Annotated in this window: 25 protein-coding genes; 13 read left to right on the top strand and 12 right to left on the bottom strand. The window is 61.5% G+C overall.

Translation table 11 applies throughout. From position 1 onward, the window contains the following. Window position 1 precedes the first annotated feature (1 nt). The gene (locus HKK80_RS06860) at window positions 2–178 is read right to left on the bottom strand and encodes a zf-TFIIB domain-containing protein (protein ID WP_411798863.1); all 177 of its coding nucleotides are present in this window, start codon (window positions 176–178) and stop codon (window positions 2–4) included. 86 nt (window positions 179–264) lie between these two features. Here HKK80_RS06860 and HKK80_RS06855 point away from each other — a divergent pair, with 86 nt between their 5' ends. Next, window positions 265–1149: a permease gene (locus HKK80_RS06855; protein ID WP_411798862.1), complete on the top strand. Its 885-nt coding sequence runs from the start codon at window positions 265–267 to the stop codon at window positions 1147–1149. A gap of 182 nt (window positions 1150–1331) precedes the next feature. Further along, window positions 1332–2354 carry a hypothetical protein gene (locus HKK80_RS06850; RefSeq protein WP_411798861.1) on the top strand — a complete coding sequence of 341 codons (1023 nt, stop codon included), beginning with the start codon at window positions 1332–1334 and terminating at the stop codon, window positions 2352–2354. Window positions 2355–3121: 767 nt separating this feature from the next. Here HKK80_RS06850 and HKK80_RS06845 read toward each other — a convergent pair. Continuing rightward, window positions 3122–4273: a hypothetical protein gene (locus tag HKK80_RS06845; protein ID WP_411798860.1), complete on the bottom strand. Its 1152-nt coding sequence runs from the start codon at window positions 4271–4273 to the stop codon at window positions 3122–3124. Further along, window positions 4266–4577, bottom strand: a complete 312-nt coding sequence (locus HKK80_RS06840) for a winged helix-turn-helix domain-containing protein (protein ID WP_411798859.1) — start codon at window positions 4575–4577, stop codon at window positions 4266–4268. The genes HKK80_RS06845 and HKK80_RS06840 overlap by 8 nt, the downstream gene beginning before the upstream one ends. A gap of 112 nt (window positions 4578–4689) precedes the next feature. Between HKK80_RS06840 and HKK80_RS06835 the strand changes: the two genes are divergently transcribed. Next, a complete protein-coding gene (locus tag HKK80_RS06835) occupies window positions 4690–5901 on the top strand; it encodes a DNA cytosine methyltransferase (RefSeq protein WP_411798858.1) in 1212 nt (403 codons plus the stop codon). Window positions 5902–5931: 30 nt separating this feature from the next. On the opposite strand, the gene HKK80_RS06830 is transcribed toward HKK80_RS06835, so the two are convergent. From HKK80_RS06830 to HKK80_RS06820, 3 genes are all read right to left on the bottom strand, one after another. Beyond that, entirely contained in the window at window positions 5932–7587 is a 1656-nt protein-coding gene (locus HKK80_RS06830; protein ID WP_411798857.1) for a tryptophan--tRNA ligase, read from the bottom strand. Further along, window positions 7584–8747 carry a tRNA-intron lyase gene (gene endA, locus HKK80_RS06825; RefSeq protein ID WP_411798856.1) on the bottom strand — a complete coding sequence of 388 codons (1164 nt, stop codon included), beginning with the start codon at window positions 8745–8747 and terminating at the stop codon, window positions 7584–7586. Before endA ends, HKK80_RS06830 begins: the two co-directional genes overlap by 4 nt. Before the next feature lie 111 nt (window positions 8748–8858). After that, window positions 8859–9875 carry an A24 family peptidase C-terminal domain-containing protein gene (locus HKK80_RS06820; protein WP_411798855.1) on the bottom strand — a complete coding sequence of 339 codons (1017 nt, stop codon included), beginning with the start codon at window positions 9873–9875 and terminating at the stop codon, window positions 8859–8861. A gap of 126 nt (window positions 9876–10001) precedes the next feature. Between HKK80_RS06820 and HKK80_RS06815 the strand changes: the two genes are divergently transcribed. Continuing rightward, complete coding sequence (locus HKK80_RS06815) at window positions 10002–10427, top strand: hypothetical protein (protein WP_411798854.1); 426 nt, start codon at window positions 10002–10004, stop codon at window positions 10425–10427. Between the two features lie 58 nt (window positions 10428–10485). Here HKK80_RS06815 and HKK80_RS06810 read toward each other — a convergent pair whose 3' ends face one another. After that, window positions 10486–12210, bottom strand: a complete 1725-nt coding sequence (locus tag HKK80_RS06810) for a DNA-directed DNA polymerase II small subunit (RefSeq protein WP_411798883.1) — start codon at window positions 12208–12210, stop codon at window positions 10486–10488. A gap of 146 nt (window positions 12211–12356) precedes the next feature. Between HKK80_RS06810 and HKK80_RS06805 the strand changes: the two genes are divergently transcribed. Then, window positions 12357–13091, top strand: coding sequence for a S26 family signal peptidase (locus tag HKK80_RS06805; RefSeq protein ID WP_411798853.1), 735 nt, complete (start codon window positions 12357–12359; stop codon window positions 13089–13091). Window positions 13092–13181: 90 nt separating this feature from the next. On the opposite strand, the gene HKK80_RS06800 is transcribed toward HKK80_RS06805, so the two are convergent. Next, window positions 13182–14990 (bottom strand): Cdc6/Cdc18 family protein, encoded by a 1809-nt coding sequence (locus HKK80_RS06800; protein ID WP_411798852.1) that lies wholly within the window; start codon window positions 14988–14990, stop codon window positions 13182–13184. Window positions 14991–15974: 984 nt separating this feature from the next. On the opposite strand from HKK80_RS06800, the gene HKK80_RS06795 reads away from it, so the two are divergent. From HKK80_RS06795 to HKK80_RS06785, 3 genes are read left to right on the top strand one after another with little or no spacing between them, the layout of a single operon-like run. Then, a complete protein-coding gene (locus tag HKK80_RS06795; protein ID WP_142443889.1) occupies window positions 15975–16616 on the top strand; it encodes an Era-like GTP-binding protein in 642 nt (213 codons plus the stop codon). Then, the gene (locus tag HKK80_RS06790; protein ID WP_142443888.1) at window positions 16616–17017 is read left to right on the top strand and encodes a DUF2073 domain-containing protein; all 402 of its coding nucleotides are present in this window, start codon (window positions 16616–16618) and stop codon (window positions 17015–17017) included. The genes HKK80_RS06795 and HKK80_RS06790 overlap by 1 nt, the downstream gene beginning before the upstream one ends. A 4-nt stretch (window positions 17018–17021) precedes the next feature. After that, entirely contained in the window at window positions 17022–17696 is a 675-nt protein-coding gene (locus HKK80_RS06785; RefSeq protein WP_411798851.1) for a Zn-ribbon containing protein, read from the top strand. Between the two features lie 224 nt (window positions 17697–17920). On the opposite strand, the gene HKK80_RS06780 is transcribed toward HKK80_RS06785, so the two are convergent. After that, the gene (locus HKK80_RS06780; protein ID WP_411798850.1) at window positions 17921–18916 is read right to left on the bottom strand and encodes a radical SAM protein; all 996 of its coding nucleotides are present in this window, start codon (window positions 18914–18916) and stop codon (window positions 17921–17923) included. Between the two features lie 143 nt (window positions 18917–19059). On the opposite strand from HKK80_RS06780, the gene HKK80_RS06775 reads away from it, so the two are divergent. Next, a complete protein-coding gene (locus HKK80_RS06775) occupies window positions 19060–19419 on the top strand; it encodes a hypothetical protein (RefSeq protein WP_411798849.1) in 360 nt (119 codons plus the stop codon). Between the two features lie 26 nt (window positions 19420–19445). Further along, window positions 19446–20561, top strand: coding sequence for a DUF373 family protein (locus HKK80_RS06770; RefSeq protein ID WP_411798848.1), 1116 nt, complete (start codon window positions 19446–19448; stop codon window positions 20559–20561). A gap of 24 nt (window positions 20562–20585) precedes the next feature. Here HKK80_RS06770 and pyrE read toward each other — a convergent pair whose 3' ends face one another. Further along, a complete protein-coding gene (gene pyrE, locus HKK80_RS06765; protein ID WP_411798847.1) occupies window positions 20586–21107 on the bottom strand; it encodes an orotate phosphoribosyltransferase in 522 nt (173 codons plus the stop codon). A gap of 278 nt (window positions 21108–21385) precedes the next feature. On the opposite strand from pyrE, the gene HKK80_RS06760 reads away from it, so the two are divergent. Then, window positions 21386–22390, top strand: a complete 1005-nt coding sequence (locus HKK80_RS06760; protein WP_411798882.1) for an arsenic resistance protein — start codon at window positions 21386–21388, stop codon at window positions 22388–22390. Between the two features lie 20 nt (window positions 22391–22410). Here the strand turns inward: HKK80_RS06760 and HKK80_RS06755 are convergent, their stop codons facing one another. Further along, on the bottom strand, window positions 22411–23451 hold the full coding sequence (locus HKK80_RS06755; RefSeq protein ID WP_411798881.1) for a methyltransferase domain-containing protein: 1041 nt from the start codon (window positions 23449–23451) through the stop codon (window positions 22411–22413). A 110-nt stretch (window positions 23452–23561) separates the two neighbouring features. Here HKK80_RS06755 and HKK80_RS06750 point away from each other — a divergent pair, with 110 nt between their 5' ends. Further along, on the top strand, window positions 23562–23900 hold the full coding sequence (locus HKK80_RS06750; RefSeq protein WP_411798846.1) for a DUF5658 family protein: 339 nt from the start codon (window positions 23562–23564) through the stop codon (window positions 23898–23900). A gap of 70 nt (window positions 23901–23970) precedes the next feature. Beyond that, the gene (locus tag HKK80_RS06745) at window positions 23971–24366 is read left to right on the top strand and encodes a hypothetical protein (RefSeq protein WP_411798845.1); all 396 of its coding nucleotides are present in this window, start codon (window positions 23971–23973) and stop codon (window positions 24364–24366) included. Window positions 24367–24393: 27 nt separating this feature from the next. Here the strand turns inward: HKK80_RS06745 and hisG are convergent, their stop codons facing one another. Further along, the gene (hisG, locus tag HKK80_RS06740; protein WP_411798844.1) at window positions 24394–25239 is read right to left on the bottom strand and encodes an ATP phosphoribosyltransferase; all 846 of its coding nucleotides are present in this window, start codon (window positions 25237–25239) and stop codon (window positions 24394–24396) included. Window positions 25240–25594: the final 355 nt, after the last annotated feature.

Genomic DNA, 25594 nt, shown 5'->3' with positions numbered 1-25594 from the left:
ATCAGGAATCCTCGTGGAACCGCCGGAGGGCGTCTTCCCAGCTCTCAGCGGCGTTCGGCTCGCCGGAGTGGTCGGCCTCGACGCCGACGTAGCCGCAGGCCTCGCAGGTGAAGGCCTCGACCCCGGCCAGCGCGAACGTCGTCAGGGCCTCGCCACACCGTGGACAGTCCGGTTCCACTGTTGATCGGTTGGTACTCGTCGCCGGAGCGCTAAAGTACTGGGGTCGGGGGAACAATGATTACAGTCGGGCTGAAAGGCTTCGCTATGAGCGAGGCGACCGATTCGAACCAACTCCTCCGCTACTACCGGCAGTATATCGGCGATCCGGATCGCGCAGTCGACGTCTACGCTGGCTTCGGACTTTTCTTCCTCGGCTTGGGGCTCGGTATCGCTGGCATCCTCGTGTTCCTCTACAGCGCGACGCTGAGCGGGACGGCCTACGGCTTGCGACAGGTCGCCATCGTCAGCGGCGCGGTCGGCGCGCCCGCGCTGTTGGGTGGGATCGTCGTGTTACTCCCCGTCGACCGGCGAATGTTGCTGGTCGCCGGCGGCGGGAGCGTGATCTGTGCGGCCGGGATCGTCCGGTTCGTCGGCGTCTACCCGAACGACTTCAACGTCTCCGTCGGGCCGGATTACGCCCCGCAGGTCGTCGGCATCTACAGCGTCGGCATCGTCGTCGTCATCGCGGCGACGGCCGCCGCGCTCGTCGCCCACCAGGTCGAACGGGCGGCCGGCACAGTCGCGGTCGACAGCGAGGCCGACAGCGACGACAGCGATGAGGAGGAGACCGTCACCGACGAACAGGTTCGGGCTGATATCGACGGCGCGCTCGACGACGCCGAACTCTCGTGGGGTGGCGTCGCCAAAACGGAGACACGAACCCTTAACCTCGATACGAGCGCCGTCGACGACATCGATAGCTCGAACATGCCGGATTCGGGGAACGAAACCCGCACCGCCGACGGCAGCGTCAACGACGCGGTTTCACAGCTCAAAGGCTTACAGGGCGGCGAAGTCGAAACCTCCAGCGGCGAGGGCACCGACGATCAGGCCGCCGCGCTGCGGGAACTCCGCGAACAACAGCGCGAGGACGAAGAGGCCGCGGCAGCAGAGAACGGGATCGTCGAGCGGATTCGCGGGCTGTTCTGATCTCGAATCTGTAGTTTGTGCTGATCTTGAACCCGCGGCCTGTGTTGACGCCGCCGCAACGACGCCGAGCCGGTGGAAACCAAACCCAGCAAAATCGGCCGTAGCGACCGCAAAAGCCCTGGTTGCGTCAGCGACATATACCCCCTACGAAGGCTTATGTAGATCGGCTTTGAAGCCCATCTATGGCAAAAGGATTGGACGTTGGCACGATGAATATTCTCTCCGCGCGGCAGGAGGGCGCGGAAACTGTCTTCGTACAACAGCGGAACTCGTTCGTCGAGATCGAGTACAGCGACATGGCCGAGCAGATGCTCTCTCGCAGCGAGGTGCTCCACATCCGAAAGGACGACCAGGTGTACGTCGTCGGCGACGACGCGCTCAACTTTGCGAACATCTTCAACGAGGAGACCCGCCGGCCGATGCAGCACGGCATCCTCTCCAGCGACGAGTCCTCGGCGATCCCGATGATCAAGCTCATCACCGAACAGGTCGTCGGCGAACCCTCGAAACACGACGAGCGGCTCTACTATTCGAGTCCGGCCGACCCCATCGATTCGGATCTCTCGACGCTGTACCACGAGAAAACGCTGGAGTCGATGCTCGGCGATATGGGGTATAACCCCGAGCCGATCAACGAGGGGATGGCGGTCATCTACTCCGAACTCGCCGACAACAACTTCACCGGGCTGGGGATCAGCTTCGGCGCGGGGATGACCAACGTCTGTCTGGCCTACTACGCGGTGCCGGTCATGAAGTTCTCCATCGCCCGCGGGGGCGACTGGGTCGACGAACAGACCGCCCAGGCGACGGGGACGCCCGTCGACAAGGTGACCTCAATCAAAGAGGACGACTTCGAGTTGGACTTCCAGACCGATGTCGGCGGCGTCGAAGGCGCGCTCGCCATCTACTACGAGAACCTGCTCGATTACGTGATCGAGAACATCACCAACGAGGTCGACGAGGAAGACGTCGAAGAGGGTCTCGACGTGCCGGTCGTCGTCACGGGCGGCACCTCCAGCCCCAACGGGTTCGAGGATCTGTTTGCCGACCACCTCAAAGATGCGAACATCCCGTTTTCGATCAGCGGCGTCCATTCGCCCGACGAACCGATGTACAGCGTCGCCAGCGGGGCTCTCGTGGCCGCCCGCTCCGAGGAAGAAGAGGAGGCCGACGCGGGCGAGGACGGCGGCGACGGCGAGGAGTAAGGCTCGCGCCGACAGCAGCACCAGCCATTTTTACCGACGGTGCAGTCGAAACAGTAGTTTCAATCTCGAACCGCCGAAAAACGAGAGAGAGAGAGAGAAACAGTTATGCGGCCTAGTTTATTCTGAGTGGAACTCGTCGAAGGCCGACCAGAACTGCGAGAGAGCGGCCGCGGAACCACACAGTATCAGCAATTGTTGCCGAGAGGATGTGAATTAATACCAATCACGTCATTAGTTGACAGTCCCCACTGTGGCCGTGGGCGCACACAGGACGTTCCGTGCCGGATCGGCGACAGCCGAGATGGTGTGGAATGGGGGCCGACGCCAATACGCCTGAGACGGCGTGAAGGCTCAGGTCCCGAAGGAGAACCGAACCGCGCCAGCGCGCCACCGCCGCGGCGGTGGTGGACGAAGGCCAACGATCGGATCACGCGCGAGCGGGATTCGAGAACACGACAGCAGGCCGGTGTGAATCCGGCTGAAGCAGGCTTGCGGCGGCAACGCCGGTGAGAACCCGGCTATCGCCGACCGAGGGTCGCCGCCAAGGCCGCGTTCGTTGCGGAACGCGACCGAAGGTGGTCGGCCCGCCGACGCCGGCAAGACCCGGTGTGACCCCGGGCAAAGCCAGGCGAGCCCCAACAGGCGGTGAAAGCCCGCCGAAAGCTGTCACCGGCCGTGTGGCGCGGGGACAACGTCTCCCGTCCGGTGCATCACCCACGTTCACGGTGGGACTATTCATATCGTATTCACACACTAAGCGATAGAGATTACTCGATCAGATGTGCCAGCGCGGTGTTATTCGGATCAATGTGTTCAATGAACCGAAGCAGGCGCTGTAGTGCTCCGGGATCTTCTTCGATGTTCGTCAGGTAGTGAGCCATCGCTTGAAGGGCTCGATTCTGCTTGTGATAGTCCCACAGCTGCAATCGCTGTGCGAGTTGCTCGTCGGTGAGAACGTTGACATCCGCTTCCCTCAGCACTGTGATCGCGTCGTCGGATGCAGACCGACAGACGGCGACAACAATAGTCGTTGCATTCTCCGCCAACACCATGATCGAGCCCAACTCACTTTCGACGTTTTGGCCATCGATAGCTCGATCCTTGACTTCCACGGAAAGCATGAGATCCGGCCCTTGATAGCCGTCGATGTCCCCGTGGCGGTTCTGTCGAGAGGAGCCGGTTCGAACTTTGCTCGCTTCCAGCGAGAGATGCGGCCACATCGCTGTCACGTACCCATACGCCCACGCTTGGTAGGTCAACCCACCTTCCTCGTCCGGATGGCTTCTGTCGTACTCGTGAAGTACTGCCTCGAACGGCGAGGGGAACGGTGGTTCTCGCTGCGTGATATCTTTCCGTTCTAACTGTTCGAGACCGTACTCGAACAGCCGCTGGGTTGCGATGTACCGACCATCGCGGGAGAGCTGAAACGCCATCGCTAACAGATCCGTGTACCGCTCCCACTCACCGGTATGGTGGCCAGGAGAACTCGGGAAGTTCGTGCGTTTCAAATCCTCACGAAACAGGTCGATGACGGCGTTTTGGACGGGTCGAATCGCGTACTTTTCGCCATCATGTGTGATCGTCAACGTCGATTTGACGCTCGCCTGATCGTAGCGGGACAAGATATCGTCAGCACTGACATCAGGATCGAAACCCGAAACCCATTCGTCGGTCTGCGAAAGCTGCTCGGCGATCATCAAGAAGTCTATCGCAAGTCCGAGTGTTCCTTTCGAACTGACGAACTCGGATTGCTCCGCCGCAATCAGTTGCTCGATCACGGCCAGTTCTTCGTCTGAAATGGTCGAGTCGTCGGGTTCTGTCTGTTGTGAAATCGATTTCTCGTCTATATACTCACGCGGAAAGTAGTCAGACAGAAACCGAGTAATCGCTTCTCGTTCGGATGGTGTGCGTTCAGTCATTCTCTCCCTCTTCGTACTCGTCAAGCAGTGTTGCGACCGTTTCGCCGTGCTCCGTGAGTCGGTACAGCCGAGTTCGTGAATCAGTCCCGTAAGCAGATACGACATCCCTATCCGCTAACTCGCCGAGACCACGGCTGACGTGTGAGACGTGTATATCGTGTGTCTCAGCGATTTTCGTCGGGTTGGACGGGCCTGATGAGAGTTCACTGACAATCAGTCGCCGGTAGCGCGAACCGACGATATACGCCAGCGTATCATATGGATCAGTCCCGTCAGTTTCTTTTGAGTTCAATCTCAAATCCACTCAATAGCCAGCAGAATACCAAGAATAAAGTATCTATTTACCATGTATTTACCAACGCGAGCGGTAGCATGATACGAATCATTAAATACGGAATCGACAAAGAGTGTAGTAAATGGACGAGTCCAAACTGACATACGTCGATCTGTTCGCCGGGGCTGGCGGGCTGTCTGTTGGTCTCGAAAACGCCGGCTACGAACTCGTCCACGCTGTCGAGATCGATGAAGACGCGAGAGAAACGTTTGCTGCGAACCGAAACAGCATTTCAACGGCTGATCTCACAGGCGACATTCGGGATATCGAGTCGGACGATATTAGGGAGGAAGCAGGGACAGAATCAGTCGACTTGGTCGCTGGAGGGCCACCGTGTCAAGGGTTTTCAGAAGTCGTGAGTCCCGACGGTTCCGACGAGCGGAATCACCTTTTTACGCATTTTATCGATTGGGTGGACAAGCTTAGTCCGAAAGCAGCACTCTTCGAGAACGTTCGGGGTATGGAAAACACCGCAGACGGAAAATTCCTCGACGCAGTAAAGAAATCTTTCGGCAGCATTGGTTACAACGTCACAACTCGAATCGTTACATCATCTGATTTCGGCGTTCCACAGCATCGACGGCGACTCGTCGTACTCGCATACGAACAGCCTCGACTCACCCACCCGCTGGAAGGGTTCGAACTCGATCCGGTCGAGACGGCAAGCGTGATGGACGGTATCGGTGATCTCCCGAACGTGGCACCGGGAACGGAAGTCACTGAGTACGATCAAACACCCGAAACCGTTCTACAGGAAGATCTTCGTGGCGACAGTGAAACCCTGACCGGGCACGAAGCAGCCAGACACTCCGACGAGATGGTCGAGATGATTTCACACATCCCCGACGGCGGAAACAGAACTGCGATTCCTGACGAACTACAACCCTCTTCTGGTTACCACAATTCCTACTCCCGACTCGATTCAACTAAGCCAGCGGTTGCGATCACCTCGAATATGTCGAAACCATCCAGTGCCCGCTGTATCCATCCGTTCGAAGATCGGGGGCTGACACCACGCGAAGGAGCCCGACTCCAGACGTTCCCCGACGAATACGAGTTCCACGGTGGATTGGTCGCTCGTCGCCAACAGATCGGAAACGCAGTCCCACCCTATCTTGCCGAAGCTCTCGGCTACTATCTCAAACAGGCCGTTTTCGACGTAGAGCTAAGCGAAAGGGATCACGAGCGGATTCAGTTGCTGCGAAGCGGCACGATGGCACCGTCGGAGTTCCGCAACAGAAAGAGCGAGATCAGTGGGCCGAAGCAGCAAGCAACGTTCGGAAAAATCAAGTGAGCCTGCAGTAGCAGACGAGGAACATCGATCTCAGTGCGAACCGCCCGGCCCCTTCCGCTCGGAGTCGAGAACGATATCGAGATCATCGAGCAGTTCCCGTGCTTCCTCGCGTTTCTCCTGATGGTTTTTTAGGAACTCCTGCATCAGCGTCGCCGCCTGCTCCTTGCAGTCGCCGCAGAGCCGCTCACCGCCGACACACTCCTCGTAAACTTCCTCGACCAGACCATCGTCGTCGTTGGCGAGCAGGTAGGCGTACAGCTCATAGACCGGGCAGTCGTCGGCCTCGCCGCCGAGTTCGCGCTGTTTTTCAGCCGTCTCGCGACCGCCCGTCGTCGCCGACTTCACCTTGTCGTAGCCGTCTTCGGGGTCGTCGAGCAGGCTGATATGGCTGGCCGGGATCGACGATGACATCTTGCCGCCGGTCAGTCCAGTCATGAAGCGGTGATAGATCGAGGAGGGCTGGATGAAGCCGTAGCCGCCGGCGTCCACTTCGACCTCGCGGGCGAGGTCTTCGGCCGCGTCGAAATCGAGCTCGAAGGAATCGATGTGGCCCTCGTAGACGCGTTTTTCGCCCTCGATGGCGTCGATCATCGCCTCGAAGGCGTCTTCGGGGCCGTGGCGGTGGAAGAACCGGACGCGCGGGCGAAGTGGTTCCTTTCCTGCGTTTTGCAGCTTATTGTTCAACGAGGCTTTCACGCTGCCGGTAGTGGATCCCATCTTGACGCTCGAATACGAATCTCGATTAGAGGGATCAACCGCATCTTCACCATCCCGCAGCAGAACCGCAGCATCGACACAGCGGATTTTGTGGTCGTTGTCGATGATCTCAGCAAGTCGATCATACGTCTCAGAAAGTAGCTCTCGCTCTTCCTCTGCGTCTTCAAGAGAGAAGCTAGCGTACTCTCGCGTGACTTTGAAAAATCGCATCCGCACCGCCAGATCCCGAGCGAGCCGGACGTGGGGATCCTGATCGGGGCCGACCGGGATCACCGTCGGCTTGGGGCCGTCGACCAACTGTGGGTAGAGCATGTCGGCCATCTGGGTGACGACGCTCTGCATGTGGGAGACGCTGGTCTCGCCGTCGAAGCCGTAGATCGAGCCGAACTCAGCAAAGCGGGCGTTCGAGCCGAGTTCGAAGGCGAGATCCTGAAGCTCTCGATTTTGGGATTGGCGGTAGAGCGTCCCCTCCTCGGCGTCGAAACCGAGGGCAAGCAGGCTCAGCAGATAGCTCTCGGTGTGTTCATCGATCTCGTCCCACGTCATCCCGCGGGCAGAGTGAGCTTCAAGATCGGCGATCAGGGCGTAGGCGTCGGCACCCTGCTGTTGGTGCCAGATGATCTCATCGAAGACAAGCTTGTGGCCGATATGCGGGTCGCCGGTCGGCATAAAGCCCGAAAGGGCAGCGGCGGGTTCGCCGTTGGCGAGGGCGTCGGCGACGGGCTCGTAGTCGCGGTGGCCGAAGATGACCCCGCGGCGCATGAGGTAGTGGGGGTTCGGTACGTCGCCGAGAATCTGCTCAAATTCCTCGATGCCGAACTCCTCGAAGAGCTTGCGGTAGTCGGCGATCGTTGACGATCCCCACGGGTCGATGGTCGTCTCCTCGACGCCGCCGTCGGTTGCGGCGGCCGCGTCGGTCGCGCCGGCTTCGGACGTGCCATCGTCGTCGTGGGGGGTATCGTCGGTCATGGTGTCAGGCGGCTCACCGCAAGCCAGTCTATCTCCCCGTTCGCGCCGGTCAGCGCAAAAACCATTCGTTTCCGAACCCCGCCGGCCAGCCGCACATCGAGTGACAGTTCGCGGGGATCGAAGGCGTGATCGGCCCCAACAACGCGGACGAGCCGCTCGGAGTGCGGGAGGTCATCGACCGATTCAACCGTGTTGTAGGTGCGGAAATCCGCGCCGAACTTGTAGCCTGTTTTCGGCACCACGTCCTGCTGGCGGAGCCGGCGGTAGACCGCGAGCCGGCGGTCGAACCGCTCGCCTTCGACCCGCCGGCCCTGTTCGCGGATCACGGTGTAGCTGGCCGGCGCGTCGGCGGAGCCGTCGGTGTCGTCAACGCCATCAAGGACGAGAGTTCCGTCGGCAGCGAGGGCGGCGGCCTCAACGAGTGAGAGTTGAACCGCGCTGTCGATGATCGCCTCCCGCACCTCAAGCGGTTGGCCGTAGAACCCGTGGTCGTAGAAGCCATCGGGAGCATCCCAGACGATAACACGATCACCGATGAGCGAACCCGTGATCCCCGCCGGCGGACTGTAGGTCGTCCCGCCGTCGAACTCGGGCGTGGTGGTTTCGAGGTAGCTGATCTCGCTTTCCTCGTCGACGACCGCGAGGGTAAGGTTTGCAAGCTCGTCGGCCGGGAGCGATTCGCGTTCGCCGACGACCGCGATACGATAGGCCGGTTCGCCGTCGCCGGGTTTTGTGCCCCGAGGGGGGACGATCAGATCGATCAGATCGCCGTCGACCGCGTCGACGCCGTCGGCCGTATCGACGCCGTCGGCCGCGTCAACGCCGCCATCGACCGTGTCGACACCGGGCCAGCCCGCGCGGGCGGGCGTAAGATAGAATCCCCGATCGCGGAGGTCGGCGTAGACGAGAAACCGGAGGGCGAACCGGTCGGCGGCCGCCGCGGAGGCGACGAAGAACTCTTCAAACGAGAGGCGACCGGCGGAGCCGTCGTGGTCGACGACAGCCGTGAGGTCGCCACGGAGCAGGAGGTGGGCGGCCTCAACGCGGGCCAGGTGGATCTCGTTGCCGTCGGCCGGCCGGCCGTAGCCGCGAGCGTCGTGGAACTGCTGGCGGGCGTTGCCGCCGACCGCGACGACGCCGTTGCGAAGATGTCCGTCCATACCGAAGGGGGCGGCGGCGAGGCCAAAGGCACACCGATCCCAGAACAGGTGGTGCCGCCACAACGGCAGAATCGCTACACGAGCGGAGCCATTATACAACGAGCGGAGCCGTTATACAAGCGGGAAGAGCCCAATCCAGCGAAGAAAGGCGAACAGCAGGTCGCCGTAGGTGAAGGCGACGAGGAGGCCGGCAAACATCGGGACGACGAACGGAAGTCCCGGTGAGACCCAGACCGTCTCCTCGTCGGTCGTCGCCAGCAGTTCGAGACCGTCGCGGAGTTGTTCAGGATCGGTGCCGTAGGTCGACCGATCGATCGACTCGAAAAACTGGTCGACACCCCACGGGTCGTCGAGAGTCTCGGCGGGAGCGTCGCCGTCGACTGTCGGAACAGCGTCGGCGTCGTCCCAATCGAGGTCGTCGTCGATGTCGCTGCGGCCGTCGGTCGGCTCGCCGGTCGCCTCGATGCTGGCCGGATCCCGAGCGACATCGGGGGCCGCCCGGAGCGCGGCTAAGGGGAGGCCGCGCCAGCGAAGATACATCCGGAGGGCGTCAAGATCAAGCCCATTGTGGGTGAACCCATCCGGGGTTTCAAACAGGCGGCCGTGGCGATCCGGCAGCGAGTCGATGCGGACTGGTCGGGCCAGAAACATCACCACGGGCTCGATCCGGCGGCGGAGCAGATTGCCAAGGCCCAAGCCGACCGGGGCGGCCACCGCGAGGATCACCGCGTTCGTCAGCACCGTCAACGAGAACACGCCGATTGTCGTGTCGACGATGGGGAGTTCCAGCCCGCCGAGAGCGTAGGTCGGGAACGTCGGCAGGAGGACGGCGAGGGCGATCATCGCCTTCGCGTCGGCCGCGCCGAACGCGCCGAACCACCAGAAGGCGTAGCCAAGCGGGGCGACAAATAGGAGGCTGATCCCGGCACGGATCAGGAAGGCTTGGCCGCCGGGAGCACTGAAGACAAAAAATTGGATGGCCTCCCAGACGAGCAGCAGTCCGCCAAGGATGACCAGCGGTGGCCACACCCGGTTCGGGATGCGGCGGGTGTGGATGTCGCGCCACGCAGCCCACCCAAGAACCGGGATCACGAGAAGTCGAAGCAGATCCGGCAACGTTGCAACCATTACCACAGTTCGGAACCGCATCACCCATAGGTGTTTAGGTGTCGAACAGCGGCACAGTGGGCTGGCCCGCGGTGATACCCCACTATCGCCCCGAATTTTATGCGGGTAGATATGATATACGGTCACATGGATGTCCGGGACGCCGTCGAAGAGGACGCCGAGTCGATCGCGGCACTGGCCGATGTGCCGGCGGATGTCGTCCGAAACCTTGTGCACGATCGCAGCGTTCGGGTCGCCGAACGGAAACAGGCCGGCAATGACCCCAACACCGATACCGACGCACTCGAATCCGAGCTGTTGGGGTTCGTCAGCTTCGATGTCCACGACAACACCGTCCACGTGACACAGGTCGGCGGGACGAAGGAGGCCTGTGAGCGGCTGCTGAGCGAGCCGGTTCGGTTCGCCGCCAGCGAGGGGCTGGACGTGGAACTACTGGTCGAACAGAACGCAACTGATCTCCAGACAGCCGCCCAGGCCGCGGGGTTTCAGGAGGCCGGCAACGGCCCCGTCTTCCGTGGGTCGGCGACGATCCGGTACTACCAGGAACCCTGATCGGAGAAACAGAAAGGAATCCTGATCAGGGGAAACAGGACGGTTCCTTACACCTCGCTCACGCGAACTTTCGAACCGTCATATCGAGTGTGTCGAGGTCGACGATCGGGGCGTGAGCCACATCGGGGTCGATATTGACCTTCTTTTGGAAGGCGGTTTGGGCCTGCCAGCAGCCGCTGTTGACCGCCAGCACGTTGTGGTACTTCCCCCAGCCGAGTTTGTGGACGTGGCCGGTGTGGAAGATGTCGGGCACCGTGTCGATGGTGAGATAGTCCTTTGTTTCGGGTGCAAGTCGCATCTTCCCGCCGTACTGGGGGGCGACGTGGCGTTTTTTCAGGAGAGAGTACATCGCTTTGTGTGGCTCGTCGTAGCTGGCTTTGTCCTCAGGGTGTTCGGCGATCACCTCGTCCAGTGAGACGCCGTGGTACATCAGCACGGAGACGCCCTCGATGGTGACCGTCGAGGGGTTGCCCGTGATCTTCGGGTCGTGGGCTGACATGATATTTCGGAGCTCCTCGTCGAAGCCGGGTTGTGGTTCGGCCAGCCGGACAGCATCGTGGTTGCCGGGGATCATCACGATCTCCATGTCGCCAGGGACGGCTTTGAGATGCTCCGAGAACGCTTCGTACTGATCGAAGATATCGATGATGTCGAGTTCCTCGTCCTGATCGGGGTAGACGCCAACGCCTTCGACCATGTCGCCGGCGATCAGGAGGTATTCGACGGCTTCGGCTTCCTCGGTGTGGAGCCAGTCAGCGAATCGGTTCCAGGCGTCGGCCATGAACTCCTGGCTGCCGACGTGGATATCCGAGATCAAGGCGGCCTGGACGTGGCGGTCGGCCGTACTCGGACGGAAGGTTCGGGGAACGTCGGGGAAGTGAATCGAGTCGGTGAATAGGATGCCCGAATCGTCGGCAAGGGTGCCCTGGACGGCGATGCATTCGTCGAGAAGGAGTTCATCGACCAGCTCGGCGATCGGCCGGTCTTTCATCACGAGCGCGGGGAAGGTTCCGGTTGTGTCTTCGAGTTCGATCAGCCAGTGGCCGCTGGCCGTCGAGCGGATATCGTTGACGAGGCCGATCATCTCGGCGTCGCTGCCGCCGGGCATGTCGGCGATGGCCGACGCCGGGCGGTGGTTGACGCGGCCCTTGAGGAGTTTTGAAAGCTGTTCGTAGCGATCCCGAAATGTCGTCACGAACTGGCTGTACTCGCCGGTGCCGGTGCTGCGACCGGTGATGTCGCCGGTGATCTCGGCGGGTTCCGGGTTCCGATCCACCGAAGAGCCGGCGGTTCCTGTTGGTTCATCAACCACTTCTTTACGCCCGGTCGACTTTGACCCCTCTGTTTCGTGTGGAGATTTTGACTTCGTCTGTTGATTTGGGTGTGTTTTGGTTGCAGTCGAAGTGGTGGTGTTTGAGCTGGGTTGGTGGGCTGTTTCAGGCTGTGAGTCGGTGGTTGCAGCCGAATCGGGGGCTGTCGACTCGGTCGCGGCTGCTGCCGTCGACTCAGCCGCCGAGTCTGAGTTGGTCGTCGGGGTCGACTCGGTTGTGGTCGTTGACGACGATGGTTCAGTGGCCGGCGTGGCAGAGGAAACGGCCGCGCCGGTCGCAACGGTGTCGCTGTCGAGACAGGCGCGAACGTCGCTGCTCGTGAGGCGAAGCGTGTCGTCGTCGGTCGCCGAAACGACAGCCTCGATAGCGGCAGCCGGATCCGCCGCGCGGGCGAGCAGGGTGACCGCCTCGCGGTCGGCGTTGTAGCCGTGGCGGGCCAGCGTCTGAACGATCCGGGACGGCCTTTCGGATGGCACTGTCGGGATCTCGGGATCACCGGGCAAAAACATGCCGACAGCCGGAGCCAGTGGGAGTGGCGCTGGCGGGTGGCGACCCCGGGTCAGAAGTTTCAAACGCGGTGCGGCAGAAGACGTTTGTAATGAGTGATGGTGATCGGCAGCCGGCTGTCGAGTCGGAACCCGACGAAGGGTCGTGGTTCCAGCGGCTCCGTGGGGCCGACGACGGACCGCTGTTGTTCCTTCGGGAACTGCTGCTCAGCCTCTCGATCGTGGCTGCCATCGGACTCGTGCTCTTTGCGGCGACCGGGGTCTGGCCGCCGATGGTCGCCGTCGAGAGCAACAGCATGGATCCCAACATCAACAAATACGATCTCGTCGTCGTCAGCGAGCCGGGCCGGTTTGCGCCGGGAGAAGCCAACGATCAGGGGCTCGTGATGGCCGACACAAGCGACACCAGCTATGAATCGTTCAACCAGCCAGGGAGTGTGATCGTCTACGACTACCCCGGCCGTGTCGGCTCGCCGATCATCCATCGGGTACGGTTTCGTGTCGAAGCGGGCGAAAACTGGTATGATCGAACGTCGCCCGATGCGGTCGACGCCGAAAGTTGTGCGGAGTTAACAAACTGTCCGGCCCCGCATGCAGGGTATATCACGAAAGGCGACAACAACCAGCGGTACGATCAGGCAAACGGGGTTGCACCCGTGGTGAAATCGGAGTGGGTCAACGGGGTCGCCCGGTTCAGGATTCCGTATCTTGGCCGGCTCCGATTGGCGTTGCTCGGAACGGGATACAGTGGCGGGATGAGTGGGACAGTCTCCCCTGGTAGCGGAATTGTCACTAGTGGCGGAATGGTCAGATCAGTTGCGGGATAACAGCCGACCCGGCAGTTTGGGAGTATACCGACGACGGGGGTAAGAAGGAGGCTCAGTTCCGCGACAGCTCAGTTGTCGAACCGAGCCTGATCAGTTATCAAAACGAGCCTGCACAAACGGTTGCACGTCGTCGATGTTGCCAAGTCGGGAGTCCGACAGCAGGACGGCCTCGGTTTCCTCAAGCGGTACCGAGAGGCTCATTTCTTTCGTGCGCCCGTAGCGACCCTTCGAGACGACAACCGCGTTGACGATGCCGAGCATGTCGAGTTCGCTGATGAGATCGGTGACGCGCCGTTGGGTCAACACGTCGGCGTCGATCTCCTCACAGAGGCGTTTGTAGATATTGTACACCTCACCGGTGTTGATGTTGTGGACGCCGTTCTGTTCCAGCAGGATGATCGAAAAGAGGACGATCTTGCTTTGGGTGGGGAGGGTGCGAACAACCTCAACGACGCGATCAAGTTCGATCTTATCCTGTGCCTGCCGGACGTGTTCTTCCTCGACGATGTCGGCCTGGCTTCGCTCGGCGAGTTCGCCGGCCGTTCGGAGGAGGTCGAGTGCGCGGCGGGCATCGCCGTGTTCCTGGGCCGCAAACGCCGAACACAGCGGAATCACGTCGCCGGTGAGGGCGTCAGGTTTGAATGCGACCTCGGCGCGGTGTTGGAGGATATCGCCGAGCTGGGTGGCGTCATACGGCGGGAAGACGATCTCCTCCTCGCCAAGGGAGGATTTGACGCGTGGATCGAGGAAATCAGTAAATTTGAGATCGTTCGAGATTCCCATAATCGAGATCCGGGAGTTTGTCAGCTCGTTGTTCATCCGCGAGAGGTTATACAGGGTGTCGTCGCCGCTTTTCTCGACGAGCTTGTCGATCTCGTCGAGCATGATGACGACCACGCGCTCGTTGTAATCGACAGCCTCGAAGAAGGTGCTGTAGACGCGGTCGGTCGGCCACCCGGTCATCGGGACGGGCTCCATCTCCTCGGCGTCAGCCTCCAGAGCTTCGATGCGCTCGTCGACGGCGTCGACCGAGGTGTACTGCTCGGTGACGATCGGCAGGCTGCCTTCGGGGTCGGCCTCGGCGTCAGTTTCGGCATCCGGGATCGAGACCGTCGTATCGTCGGCGTTGGTGTCGCTGACGGTGGCCGTTGTATCAGGGCCACCCTCGGCGAGCTTCTCGCGGACGGTTTCGAGTGCGTCGATCCGGGATTCGATGAGCGCGACGTTTTTTTCGATGAACTTGTTGGCGAGCTGTGCGAGCACGCGATACTGGGTGTCGGTGACCTCGCAGTTGATGTACTCGACCTCACAGGGAACGTCGTACTTTTCGGAGGTCGATTCCAGCTCCTGGCTGACGTACTTCGCACTCGCGGTTTTGCCGGTACCGGTTTTGCCGTAGATCAGGATATTGGAGGGTGTGTCGCCGCGAAGCGCGGAGACGAGAATCGTCGCCATCTGGTTGATCTGGTCGTTGCGGTGGGGGAGCTCACGTGGGGTGTAGGACGGCCGCAGGACTTCCTTGTTCTCGAAGATCGGTTCCCCGGAGAGCAGATCGTCGAACAACCCCTCGCTGTCGTCGGCCGCGTCCGGATCGGGATCGAGATCGAAATCCAAATCGGTCGAGGCGGTCGATCGGTCGCGGCTCCAGTCGGCGTCGGCAAGATCGAGGTCGTCAACCGAGCGATCAGCTGACGGGATCGGATCCGATGCCAACACCGACGACGGATCGGTTGAGGCGTTGTCGGTATCCGAGTCAGAGTGAGTTACTGTTGTCTCCGGCTCAGCAGCCTCCTCTCCGGAGGGGTTCTCGACTGCTTCAGCTGTCCCCGCCGAGTCGGACTGCGATGTCGACTCGGTGTCGCTCAGGTCGTTGTGTTGTCGTGTGTGATCGTCCGTCATTGATCCCATCCCATCGTCTTGTGTTCCGCGTTCCACCCTTTATTTCACGTGGAGCCGCCAACAGGAATGCCCGAAATCAGCTGAAAGACGGCGGAGACCGCAGTTTTTGCCGAATCGGGGACTGCTGACGTGTTGAAATGATGCAGGCGAAACAGAGGGAGACATAGTACAAAAACGTTCTCACTTTGGATACTATTTGCCGATATTTTTGTTGGTTTTTCGATACTGATAGCTATTTTGAAGTTCAACGATGCCGACAGCTTGTATCCGATATGGGTTACCCGGGTGCTGTCGATTGGAAATGAGTGTCGGACACTGTGCAGCACATGAGGTGTGAGCCGTGAGGTGACGATATTTCAATGTGAGATGATCCTGGAGAGGGAGGATCTTGGAGAGGGAGGATCCTGGAGAGGCATAATCTGAGATGGGCGTCTGCCGACTCTGGCGAGAAGGCAAAATGAGCCGTGGCTACACCCCCACCCCTTTGTTTCGAGTGGAACATCCCGATCGGCCGTCGACTATGTTCTCCGTTTATTTTTTGTAGTTGCTCTAGTATCTAATACAACAAAATAACCGGATAGAATAATATATTTTCTTCGCAGTACGGGTGTCGTTTCTTAGTATAGCATATAAATATTTTGGTGTTAGATACCACTCTCAGACACCCCTCCGTCAGTATGATTCCACCCGAAACAAAGGGGTGGGGGGCTAGTGGGGATGGCGGCCTGCCACAATCAACGGCTACTCACCGAAGCAGATTCCCACTAAATCGATTTCTCGCATACTGATCTCGTTTGTCCCGGTTTCTGATCTTCTCTAATCGAGATTCCCTCGCTCACACGCGAATGGTTTCAGACGATGCTACCCGTTGTCCGTTGAATTCGGCCGCTCACCCCTGTCTGACGCAGTGTTTAAGTGTTCCCGGATTGCAAGATGCGTCATACGCCCTTCCACGCGAAACAGGGGAGGTGCGGGAGTGTCAGGATGGGTCTACTCACAAATCTCAGGGACAGCGTCTCGCGGGTCACCGACCGGCTGTTCGCGTCCGACGATCCGAAACGGATCGGGATCTACGGACCGCCGAACGCCGGAAAGACGACCCTCGCAAACCGTATCGCACGTGACTGGACTGGCGACGCCATCGGCCCCGAAAGCCACGTTCCACACGAAACACGCCGTGCACGCCGCAAGGAAGGCGTCGATATCGAGCGCAACGGCCGCTCGGTCACCATCGACATCGTCGACACACCGGGTGTCGCCACCAAGGTCGACTACAAGGAGTTCCTCGACCACGACATCGAGAAGGACGACGCGATCCGTCGCTCCCGGGAGGCGACCGAAGGCGTCGCCGAGGCCATGCACTGGCTCCGGGAGGATGTCGACGGCGTCATCTACGTCCTCGATTCGACGACCGACCCCTTTACGCAGGTGAACACCATGCTCATCGGCATCATCGAGAGCCGCGATCTCCCGGTGCTCATCTTCGCCAACAAGATCGATCTCGACGAGGCCGATATCAAACGCGTCGCCGACGCCTTCCCCCAGCATGAGACCGTCCCACTGTCGGCCCTTGAGGGCGACAACATGGACGAGGTGTACGACAAAATCGCGGAGTACTTCGGATAATGCCTGAAGCAACACCCTCGGATTCCACGACGGAATCGCAAAACGGCGTCCAGATCGACCTGATTAGCGGGTCGCGGATGGAGGGGCTTCGGAGCATGGAGAAGATCCGGCTCATCCTTGATGGCGTCCGCGACGGCAACATCGTCATCCTCGAAGAAGGCCTCTCGCCGGACGAGGAGTCGAAACTCATCGAGGTGACGATGACCGAGATCAGCCCCGACGAGTTCAGCGGGATCGAGATCGAGAGCTATCCCCACGAGGAGGCCGCCGACCAGAGCTTCCTCGACCGCCTCATGGGCCGAGAGTCGACGAAGAAACTCACCGTCATCGGCCCGGCCAACCAGATCGAAACCCTGCACAAGGACGACCAACTCATCAGCGCGCTGGTCTCCCGGAAGTAGCGTCATGCCCCACCAGTGTACCAACTGCGGCCATGTCTTCCCCGACGGCTCCAAGGAGATGCTCTCTGGGTGTCCTGACTGCGGCGGCAACAAATTCCAGTTCAAACAGGGCTCAGTCGAGGATGTCACTGACGATGCCGCCGAGCAGCAGGCCACGCTCGACGATTCTGCCGCGGCCGATGAGTCCGTGACACCCAACCCGGAGCCGGCCACAGAACCCACTGGCACGGCCGATGCCGATTCCCCTGGGACGAGCGATACGACCGAGCCGACCGACGCCGAAGTCCTCGACGACGACCGTACGCCGGGCGGCGAATCACCGGCCCAATCGAGTGCCCGCTCGGATATCGTCTCTGACGACGAACTCCCCGATTCTCCGCCGCCGGCCGACGATTCGGCGGCGACGCCCGATTCAGAAACCCCTCCGGCCGATCAGCCCGCTGCCGACGCCGCCGACGCAGGTGACGTGGCGGCCGACGAGGCGACCTCCTCAAGCCTTGATCAACTCCGCCAAGAGCTCAACGATCAGTTCGAAAGCATCCGCATCGTCAGCCCCGGCCAGTACGAACTGAATCTGATGGAACTGTACGACCGCGACGAGTACATCATCTCGCTGCGCGAGGACGGCCGCTACGTCATCGAAGTCCCGGATAGCTGGGATACTGACACCCCATCCTAACGCTACGGTTTCACCGTCCCGCCTCCGCCAACGCGTTCGCTATGCCAGCGGCGTCCGTCCGACGACCGTCCCATCAACGGTCGAATACCACGTTTTTCCGGTCAGTCACTCGCCGCGCTCGTTCCTTCGGAAAAACCTGGACTAAAACATTCCTCACTCCCGCTGGTCGTTCGTCGTGGATCGATCGGCTGTGTCTACCTACCCCACTCAAACTCTACAGAAAACTACGCTAACGGCGTCCGCTCGACGACCGTCCCGTCGACAGTCGGGTACTGCTCGACGATCTCGCCCTCGTTCACGTCGCCGTCTTCGACCATCTCTTCGAGCAGCCACCAGGCCAACTCGACGTGGTCGGATTTGACGGTGTAGAACTCCTCTGGAACCCCGAGTTCTTCGAGTCGAGCCTCCGGCTCCCACGTTTTCCCGTAGACGAGCGTCCCGTCGTCGGTGATCTCGTCGAACTCACGGCCGATAACACGGGCCATCCGCTTCAGGCGGTTTCGGTGTTGGGCGGCGTCTTTGAACACGCTCGTACAGAAGTAGACGCGTTCGTGATCACCCATCGTTTCCAGAATTTCCTCCTTCGAGCCGTCGACGGCGGACATGTGGCCGTCCTGCAGTTCGTAGCCCTTCTCTTGCATCCGCCGGTAGTTCCCGTCGCTCATCTCGAACTCGTTGATATTGCAGAACTCCGCCGCGCCCTCGTCGAGGAACTCCAAAAACTCCTCTTCGGCACGGATTCCGGGTATCTCGAAGGCGGGTGTCATCCCCTCTTCGCGGGCGATATGGAGGATCTCTTCCCACTCAGTCCCATGCAACTCGCCCCACTGCTCGTACGGTGGGTGGAACCGGATCTCGTCGAGGCCGGCCTCCGAGAGCCGCCGCATGTTCTCGCGGCCGCCCGTGATTCCGGTGTAGAGGTGGGTATGGTGATCCTCGCCGAACTCGTCTTTCAGCAGCCGGAGGTAGCGACAGGTCTTCTCCATCGCTTCCTGCGGTTCGCCACCGGTAATCGAGGTACCCAGCGCGTCCATCCGGTGGGCTTCCTCGATGATGTCTTCGTCGTTTTCGACGAGGCGTTCGTTGGCGTAGACGTCGGTGACGTTCTTGCGGTTTTCCCCAAGCGGACAGTAGAAACAATCCCGCTGGTCACAGTAGCCGTAGACGAAAAGCACCATCTTCCCGCCCTTAGCGCACTGTTCGCAGCCTTTGGAGATCATCAGTTACTCGGTATACCGTTCCCCACCACAAAAACCGTCCGAAACGCCGAGCGCGTAATGAAAACCGGTGTCACGCCGGGACTTTTGCTTTCGATCGGCTGGGTTGCCCCGCTGTGTGCACGCCCTCCCGCCTGCGACCGCTCATGGCTTCCACACGTTGGGCCGCTTCCCGGTTCCATACCCTCGCTTTCGTCTCCACGGTCGCCCGTTCGCCACGTGATGACGCCCTCGGCACTGTCGACCCCGACAGCACCCGCTCGGTCGATCATCTCGGCGACTCGGTTGAGGTTGTCCCCTACCGCGCCGAGGACCGGCTCACCGAGGCCGACAGCGAACCCGATCTCACCACCCTCGTTCCAGTCGCCGAGGATGTCGTTGTCTTTCGGCGTCTATCCCCGCGGACGATGACCCCAACGCGATCAACGCCGTCCTCGCCGGCGTCGAACACACCGCCTACCCCCTTTGTCTCCCGGCCGCTCTCGTATCCCCCAGAAAAGTCTTAACGGGTCGCTCGCGTACCTTCGTATGCATGCTGCTCGTCCTCTGTATCGACCTCGACGATGATGTCGGCCGGAAGACCGACATCGAGACCCCGGTCGTCGGCAGCGATGCGGTTCGGGAGGCCGCTATCGCCCTGGCGACGGTCGATCCGGAGGACTCCGATCTCAACGTCATGTTTCAGGGGCTCTCGACGTACGACTCGCTGCAGGCCGAGGACGACGAGGCCGTCGAGGTCGCCGTCGTCACCGGTGTCGAGGGCAACGATGTCAGCGCCAACCGCACCATCGGCGACGAGATCGACACGGTGCTGGCGGGCCTCCAGACCGGCGAGGAGGTCAGCGCGATCGTCATCACCGACGGGGCCCAAGATGAGTCGGTGATCCCGATCATTCGCTCGCGGATGCCGATCGATGGCGTCCAGCGCGTCGTCGTCCGGCAGGCCCAAAATCTCGAATCGATGTACTACACCATCAAACAGGTGTTGGCCGACCCCGAGACCCGCGGAACGATCCTTGTGCCGCTCGGGGTGCTCCTGTTGATCTACCCGATGGTCGTCATCGCCGGCGTGTTCGATGTTGCCGGCGCGGTTGTCCTCGGTCTCTTGTCCGCCCTCCTCGGCCTCTACACGCTGTTCCGCGGGCTCGGGTTGGAGGACAGCATCGATGCGACCGCCGACCGCGTTCGCAACGGGCTGTACGCCGGCCGGGCGACGCTGATCACCTACGTCGTCGCTCTCGCGCTCGTCATCGTCGGCGGCGTCCAGGGCGTCTCCCTCGTCGAGACCGTTACGGCGACCGACGGCGACGCGGCGGCGATTGTCACCACCGCCGCGGCCTTCGTCCACGGCTCGGTGCAGTGGTTTGCGGCCGCTGGGATCACCAGCAGCCTCGGTCAGGTCACCGACGAGTATCTCGCCGATCGCTTCCGGTGGCGGTATCTCAACGCGCCGTTTTATGTCGTTGCGATCGCCATCGTCCTCTACGGGCTGTCGGGCTTTCTCCTCCCGGATATCGCGGGGGTTGCCGCCTTCACCCTCCCGGATCTGGCGATCGCACTCACCGTCGGGACGCTGTTGGGCGTCCTCAGTACGCTCACCTTCGCGGTCGTCGAATCCCGGTATCCGGCGGCCCCGGAGCCAGCCTGATCAGCCGCGATCGACCGCTGCCGGCTACCGATCGGCCAGCAGTTCGCTTGCGGTCACGAGCGCGTCGAGTTCGAGATCGTGTTCGGCCAGTGTCTCGGCGGCACCCTCCTCGCGGTCGACGACAACGAGCACCCGGTTTACCACCGCGCCGGCCGCCCGCAGTGCTTCGGCAGCTTCGACTGCCGAGGTACCGGTCGTTGCAATATCCTCAAGCACAACGACCTCCTCGCCCTCATCAAGCCGTCCTTCGATCCGATTACCGGTGCCGTACTCCTTGGCCTGCTTGCGGGCGATCACGTAGGGGCGGCCGGTTTCGACGGCGGTCACCGCGACCAGCGGCACCGCACCGAGAGCGACGCCGGCGAGCTTTGGTTCATTGATCTCGGCAGCGAAGGCCGCCGCAATCAGCTCAAGACAGCGTGGGTTGGTTTCGAAGAGATACTTGTCGACGTAGTAGTCGCTGGTGCCGCCATGGGAGAGCTCGAACTCGCCGTACTGCACGGCGTCGGCGTCGCGTAAGGCATCGATGAGTGCCTGATTGGGCATACGCGGACTCGGCCAGCCGTCGGCTTAAACGGGCGGGATCCCGACTGCTCCGCCCGCTGTAGAACACTACCGACCGCTCATGAGTGAACGATTTTGACCGGTATTTGTGTTCTCATAACACTATTCTATACACCGCCCCATTCTGTTTTAGCCGATAAAACCACAATTAAACGCCATTGTTTGGATTGTGCGTTTACCACCGATCGATAGTTTTGTATAATATGGGCACAACTAATGGGTATGAACGACTCCCAGCCGATCATCGGTCGGAGGCAGCCATGATCCGCTCCTTCCTCATCACCCTGAAACAGAACCTGATCTACGTTGTCATCGCTTCGCTGGTCGGCGGTCTTGCGTTCGGTCAGATCGCCGGGGGCGACATCAAGAGCCTGCTGCGATCAGCGGTGGTGCCCGTATTATTCCTGATGATCTACCCGATGATGATCAACATCGATCTCCGAGAGATCCTTTATGTGCGAACACACGCAAAGGTTGTCAGCCTCAGCCTGCTGCTCAACTTCGTGTTCGCGCCGCTGGTGGCGGTCGGCCTTGGTCGGTTGTTTTTTGCCGGCTCGGTCGGCTATACGATCGGGTTATACTTCATCGCGCTGATCCCCTCCTCGGGGATGACCGCCGCCTGGACCGGGCTGGCCGGCGGCGATCTGGAATCCGCCTTGGTCGCCATGTCGGTGAACCTGCTGGCGGCGATCGCCATCCTGCCGGCGTATCTCTCGTTGCTGGTGCCCGGCAGTGTCGGATTCGAACCAGCAGCCCTCTACCGGCAGCTTGCAACCGTGATCGTCGGCCCGATGATCGCCGGGACGGCCACCCGGTGGTGGCTACTCCGCCGATACAAGTCGGACGGGCTCAAGCGACTCAAACCCGTGTTTGGTGGGCTGAGCTCGCTGGGTGTGATGTTGATCGTCTTTATCGCGATGACAATGCGGTCGGCCTCGATCCTTTCGGATCCTGTGACCTCCGCGACCACGATCATCCCGTTGCTCGCGTTCTACGCCGTGATCTTGGCTGTGGGTGCGGGACTCGGCCGCCTGCTGTTGTCCGATGAGCTTGGCATCTCGCTGGTGTACGTGACCAGCATGCGGAACCTCTCGATCGCTGTGGCGATCGTTGTCGCCAGCGATAGCCTTCCGACCGAGGCTGTGCTCCCGATCGCCTTGGCCTACATCATTCAGCCGCCGCTGGGGGCCGTGTACATGCACTACCGCCGGGATGTCGTCGAGGAGGGGCTGTCGATCAGGCAGGCCGTCGCCGCGATGATCTAACCGGCCGTCGCCGAGATACTCTAACCGGACAGTACGTGGACGTGCCGCACTAAGGATCCGTGCACTCGCCGTTCGAACCGCCGTTCGACCGTCCATCCGGCTTCCTGTGCGGCATCGTCCCACGATCGATCGGCGACGACAACCGCGCGCGGGGCGATCCGACGGGCTTCTCGGAGCGCGCCACCGACCAGCTCGCTCAACTCGTGGCGGGCGATCTTTGATTGGCGGCCGTAGGGGGCATCGAAGACGACCGTGTCGGCCGCGTTATCAACGAGCGGTAGCGCGGTAGCGTCGCCGCGGCAGACGCTCACCTCGCCGTCGAACCCCTCGCCGGCCTCCTCGCGCAGTTCCGCCAGATTCTCTCGGCTCCCGCGGGCCATCTTCCACTGGGCGTCGACGCCGATCACGTTGCTGCCGACGAGGCCGGCCTCCAGTAGTAGCCCGCCGGTGCCACACATCGGGTCGACGACCGTTGTTTCTGGGCCGGCTCCCGCGATGTTCACGAGTGCCCGGGCGTCCAACGGAGCCATACTTCCGGGCTGGACGAATGGGCGATCTGTGGGTCGGCGCTCGCCGTAATCCCGGCGGCTCTCGACGGCCAGCCAGCCGATGAGGCAGCAGGTATCGTCGTCATCATCTGCGTCGTCGTCCACGAAGTCATCGTCTGCGCCGTCATCGTCATCGCCCGCGAACAACACCCGCAGTTCGTGGTCTGGATCATCGAGATCGACTTCGAAGCCGCGATCGACGAGCACACCGCCGAGCTGCCGTTCGGCCGCCTGGGTGCTCACACCCGTCTGACTCCGCACGTCGCGGGCCCGAACTGCGACCGAGCCCTCGCGGTCGATGCCGGCTGCCGTGAGCGCGGCTGCGGCGGCCTCGATATCGGCGTCTGTCTTTGCAATGAGCTCGCTGGCAGCATGCGTGTAGGCGAGCCGCCGGACGCCGTCGGGATCGATCCCGCGAGCGGTCGCCACCCCGCCGGCGATGACCTCGACTGCACTCGCGGCCGAGCCGGCCTCGTAGGCCGCAAACACATCCTCGTCGCCGGCGAGCTCCAGACAGTACACGCATCGATACACTCGTAGATCGGCTTTCAGCGTGTCGATTCTGGGGCCCATCCCATCGTCCAACCCGGTGTTCTCTTGTCGGTTCGCCCACCACTCGGTGTATGGCACTCCCCGCTGTCGACCTCGGGTGGTGGTTGCTTGCGGTGCTCTGTTACGGCGTCGGCGACTATGTGACGACAGTCGTTGCTGTCCGTCGGTATGCGGTTGTTGAGGCAAACCCCGTCGTCAGCCGACTCCTTTCGCGACAGCCCGGGCCGATCGGCTTCGCCGTCCTCAAACTCGCCACGCTGGCGGTCACGGTTGCGGGATATCTTTTCATCGCCGACAGCCCGATCGCGGTCGGGGTTCCGATCGCTGTCGCGGCTATCGGCGTCGTTGTAACCGTCTCGAATCTTCGGGCGATCAGGGGGAGCCACCGGCTGGATGAGCCGGCCAACTGAGCCGATCGCTGCGCTCGCCGTCGCGTCGCCAAACGACAGATTCGACATCCCCCGGGGTCTGTGGGTAGGTATGTCGGTGGCTGGATCGTCGTTGTCGTCCGCACTCACCCTGCAAGCAGCCCCGAGCCCGACGGCCGTCCTCGGAACTGTCGGGTTGTTGGCCCTCTTTTTGTCGATCACGGCCCACCTCGCGGCCCGGAACGTCCTCGGCGATGTCGCCGTTGTCAAAGCACTCGGCGTCGGCGTCGGCCCCGCGGTCGTTTCGACTGGAACGGCACTGCTCTCGCTGCCAGGCGTGCTTGGTGTGGCTCTCGCGCTTGCGGTTGATGCCGCGGCGATCCACCTGCTCTATCGGCAACCACGCCGAACAACCGGGTTGATTACCGCGATCCACGCGATCATCACGGTCATCCTCGGCACGGTCGTGGGTGGAGCGGTGATCCTCTATATGAGCGCGCCGGGCTGATCTCACTGTCCTCGAATTATCCCGCAGCTATTCGACGAGCCGTTCGATCTCGGTGACGAGAATCCCGGTCGCGCCCGCGGCTTTCAGATCGTTGATGACCTCGAACACCTCGCGTTCGTCGACGACGACGTGAACGGCCAGATCGTCGCTGCCGGCGACATCCATCACCGTCGGCCCGCCGAGTCCGGGGATCACGTCTTTGACAGCGTCGAGATCCTCGCTGGCGACGTTCATCATCAGATAGCGTTTGTCGTCGGCTGCCAGCACCGACTCGAAAGCGGTCGTGAGCTGTTTGACCTTGTCGTCGTCGGCCGTCTCGGGGCGGGCGAACAAGCGGACTGAGCTCTGTAGCACCTCGTCGATGATCGCTAGTCGGTTGACTGCGAGCGTCGTTCCTGTGGAGGTGATATCGACGATGGCGTCGGCCATCTCGACGTGTGGCGTCAACTCGGTCGCGCCCGTGACCTCGACGATGTCGGTGTCGATCCCCTGCTCCTCGAAGTACTCGCGGGTGATTCGCGGGAACTCGGTGGCGACCGTTTTGCCTTCCAACTGCTCGGGTTCGCTGATCTCGCCGTCTTCGGGTGCCGCGAGGACGAGCCGGCACTGGCCGAACTCCAGGTCGACCAGTTCGTCGAGGTCGGTGCCGGACTCGCGTTCCTGATCGAGGCCGGTGATCCCGACGGCGGCCGCGCCGTCAGCGACGTACTCGGGGATGTCCGCGGCGCGGGCGAACAGCACAGTCACGTCGGGGTCGACCGTCTCAGCGTAGAGCTTCCGCTCGGCCCCGTTTTCGATCCGCAACCCGGCGCGTTCGAGTAGCTTCACCGTCGGCTCGTGGAGACGCCCCTTGTTGGGCACGGCGATGCGCATACTCGCTCCTCTCGGTGACGGGGCAACTGTCTTTCCCTCTATTCGTCGTAGTATTCCGATCCGTAGCTGCGTGGGAGCAGGATATGTAGAAAGCCCTCGGTTCTCTCGACCACCGAAAGACTCGCTCCGCTCGTCTTTCGAGGTTCTGCTCGCTTCGCTCGCAGAACTCCCGGGACTCGCTGCGCTCCTCTCTCGCTTCGCTCGCTGTGGTGCTTGCGTCGTCCAGGTTCGTCGAGAGAACCTCGCCCTTTCATTCCGCCAGGGAGTCGGTTGCTCGGCCGGCCGACCCGCGTGCTTGACTGCTCTCTACGAACTCCTTGTTGCTGGCGGGAACGCGGAGCGGAACCGCTATGGG

This window comes from Halonotius sp. F2-221B (genome assembly GCF_046719765.1).
Classification (GTDB): Archaea; Halobacteriota; Halobacteria; order Halobacteriales; family Haloferacaceae; genus Halonotius.
Note: the sequence above shows the minus strand (reverse complement) of the source record. Positions and strands in the feature narration are given on the sequence as shown.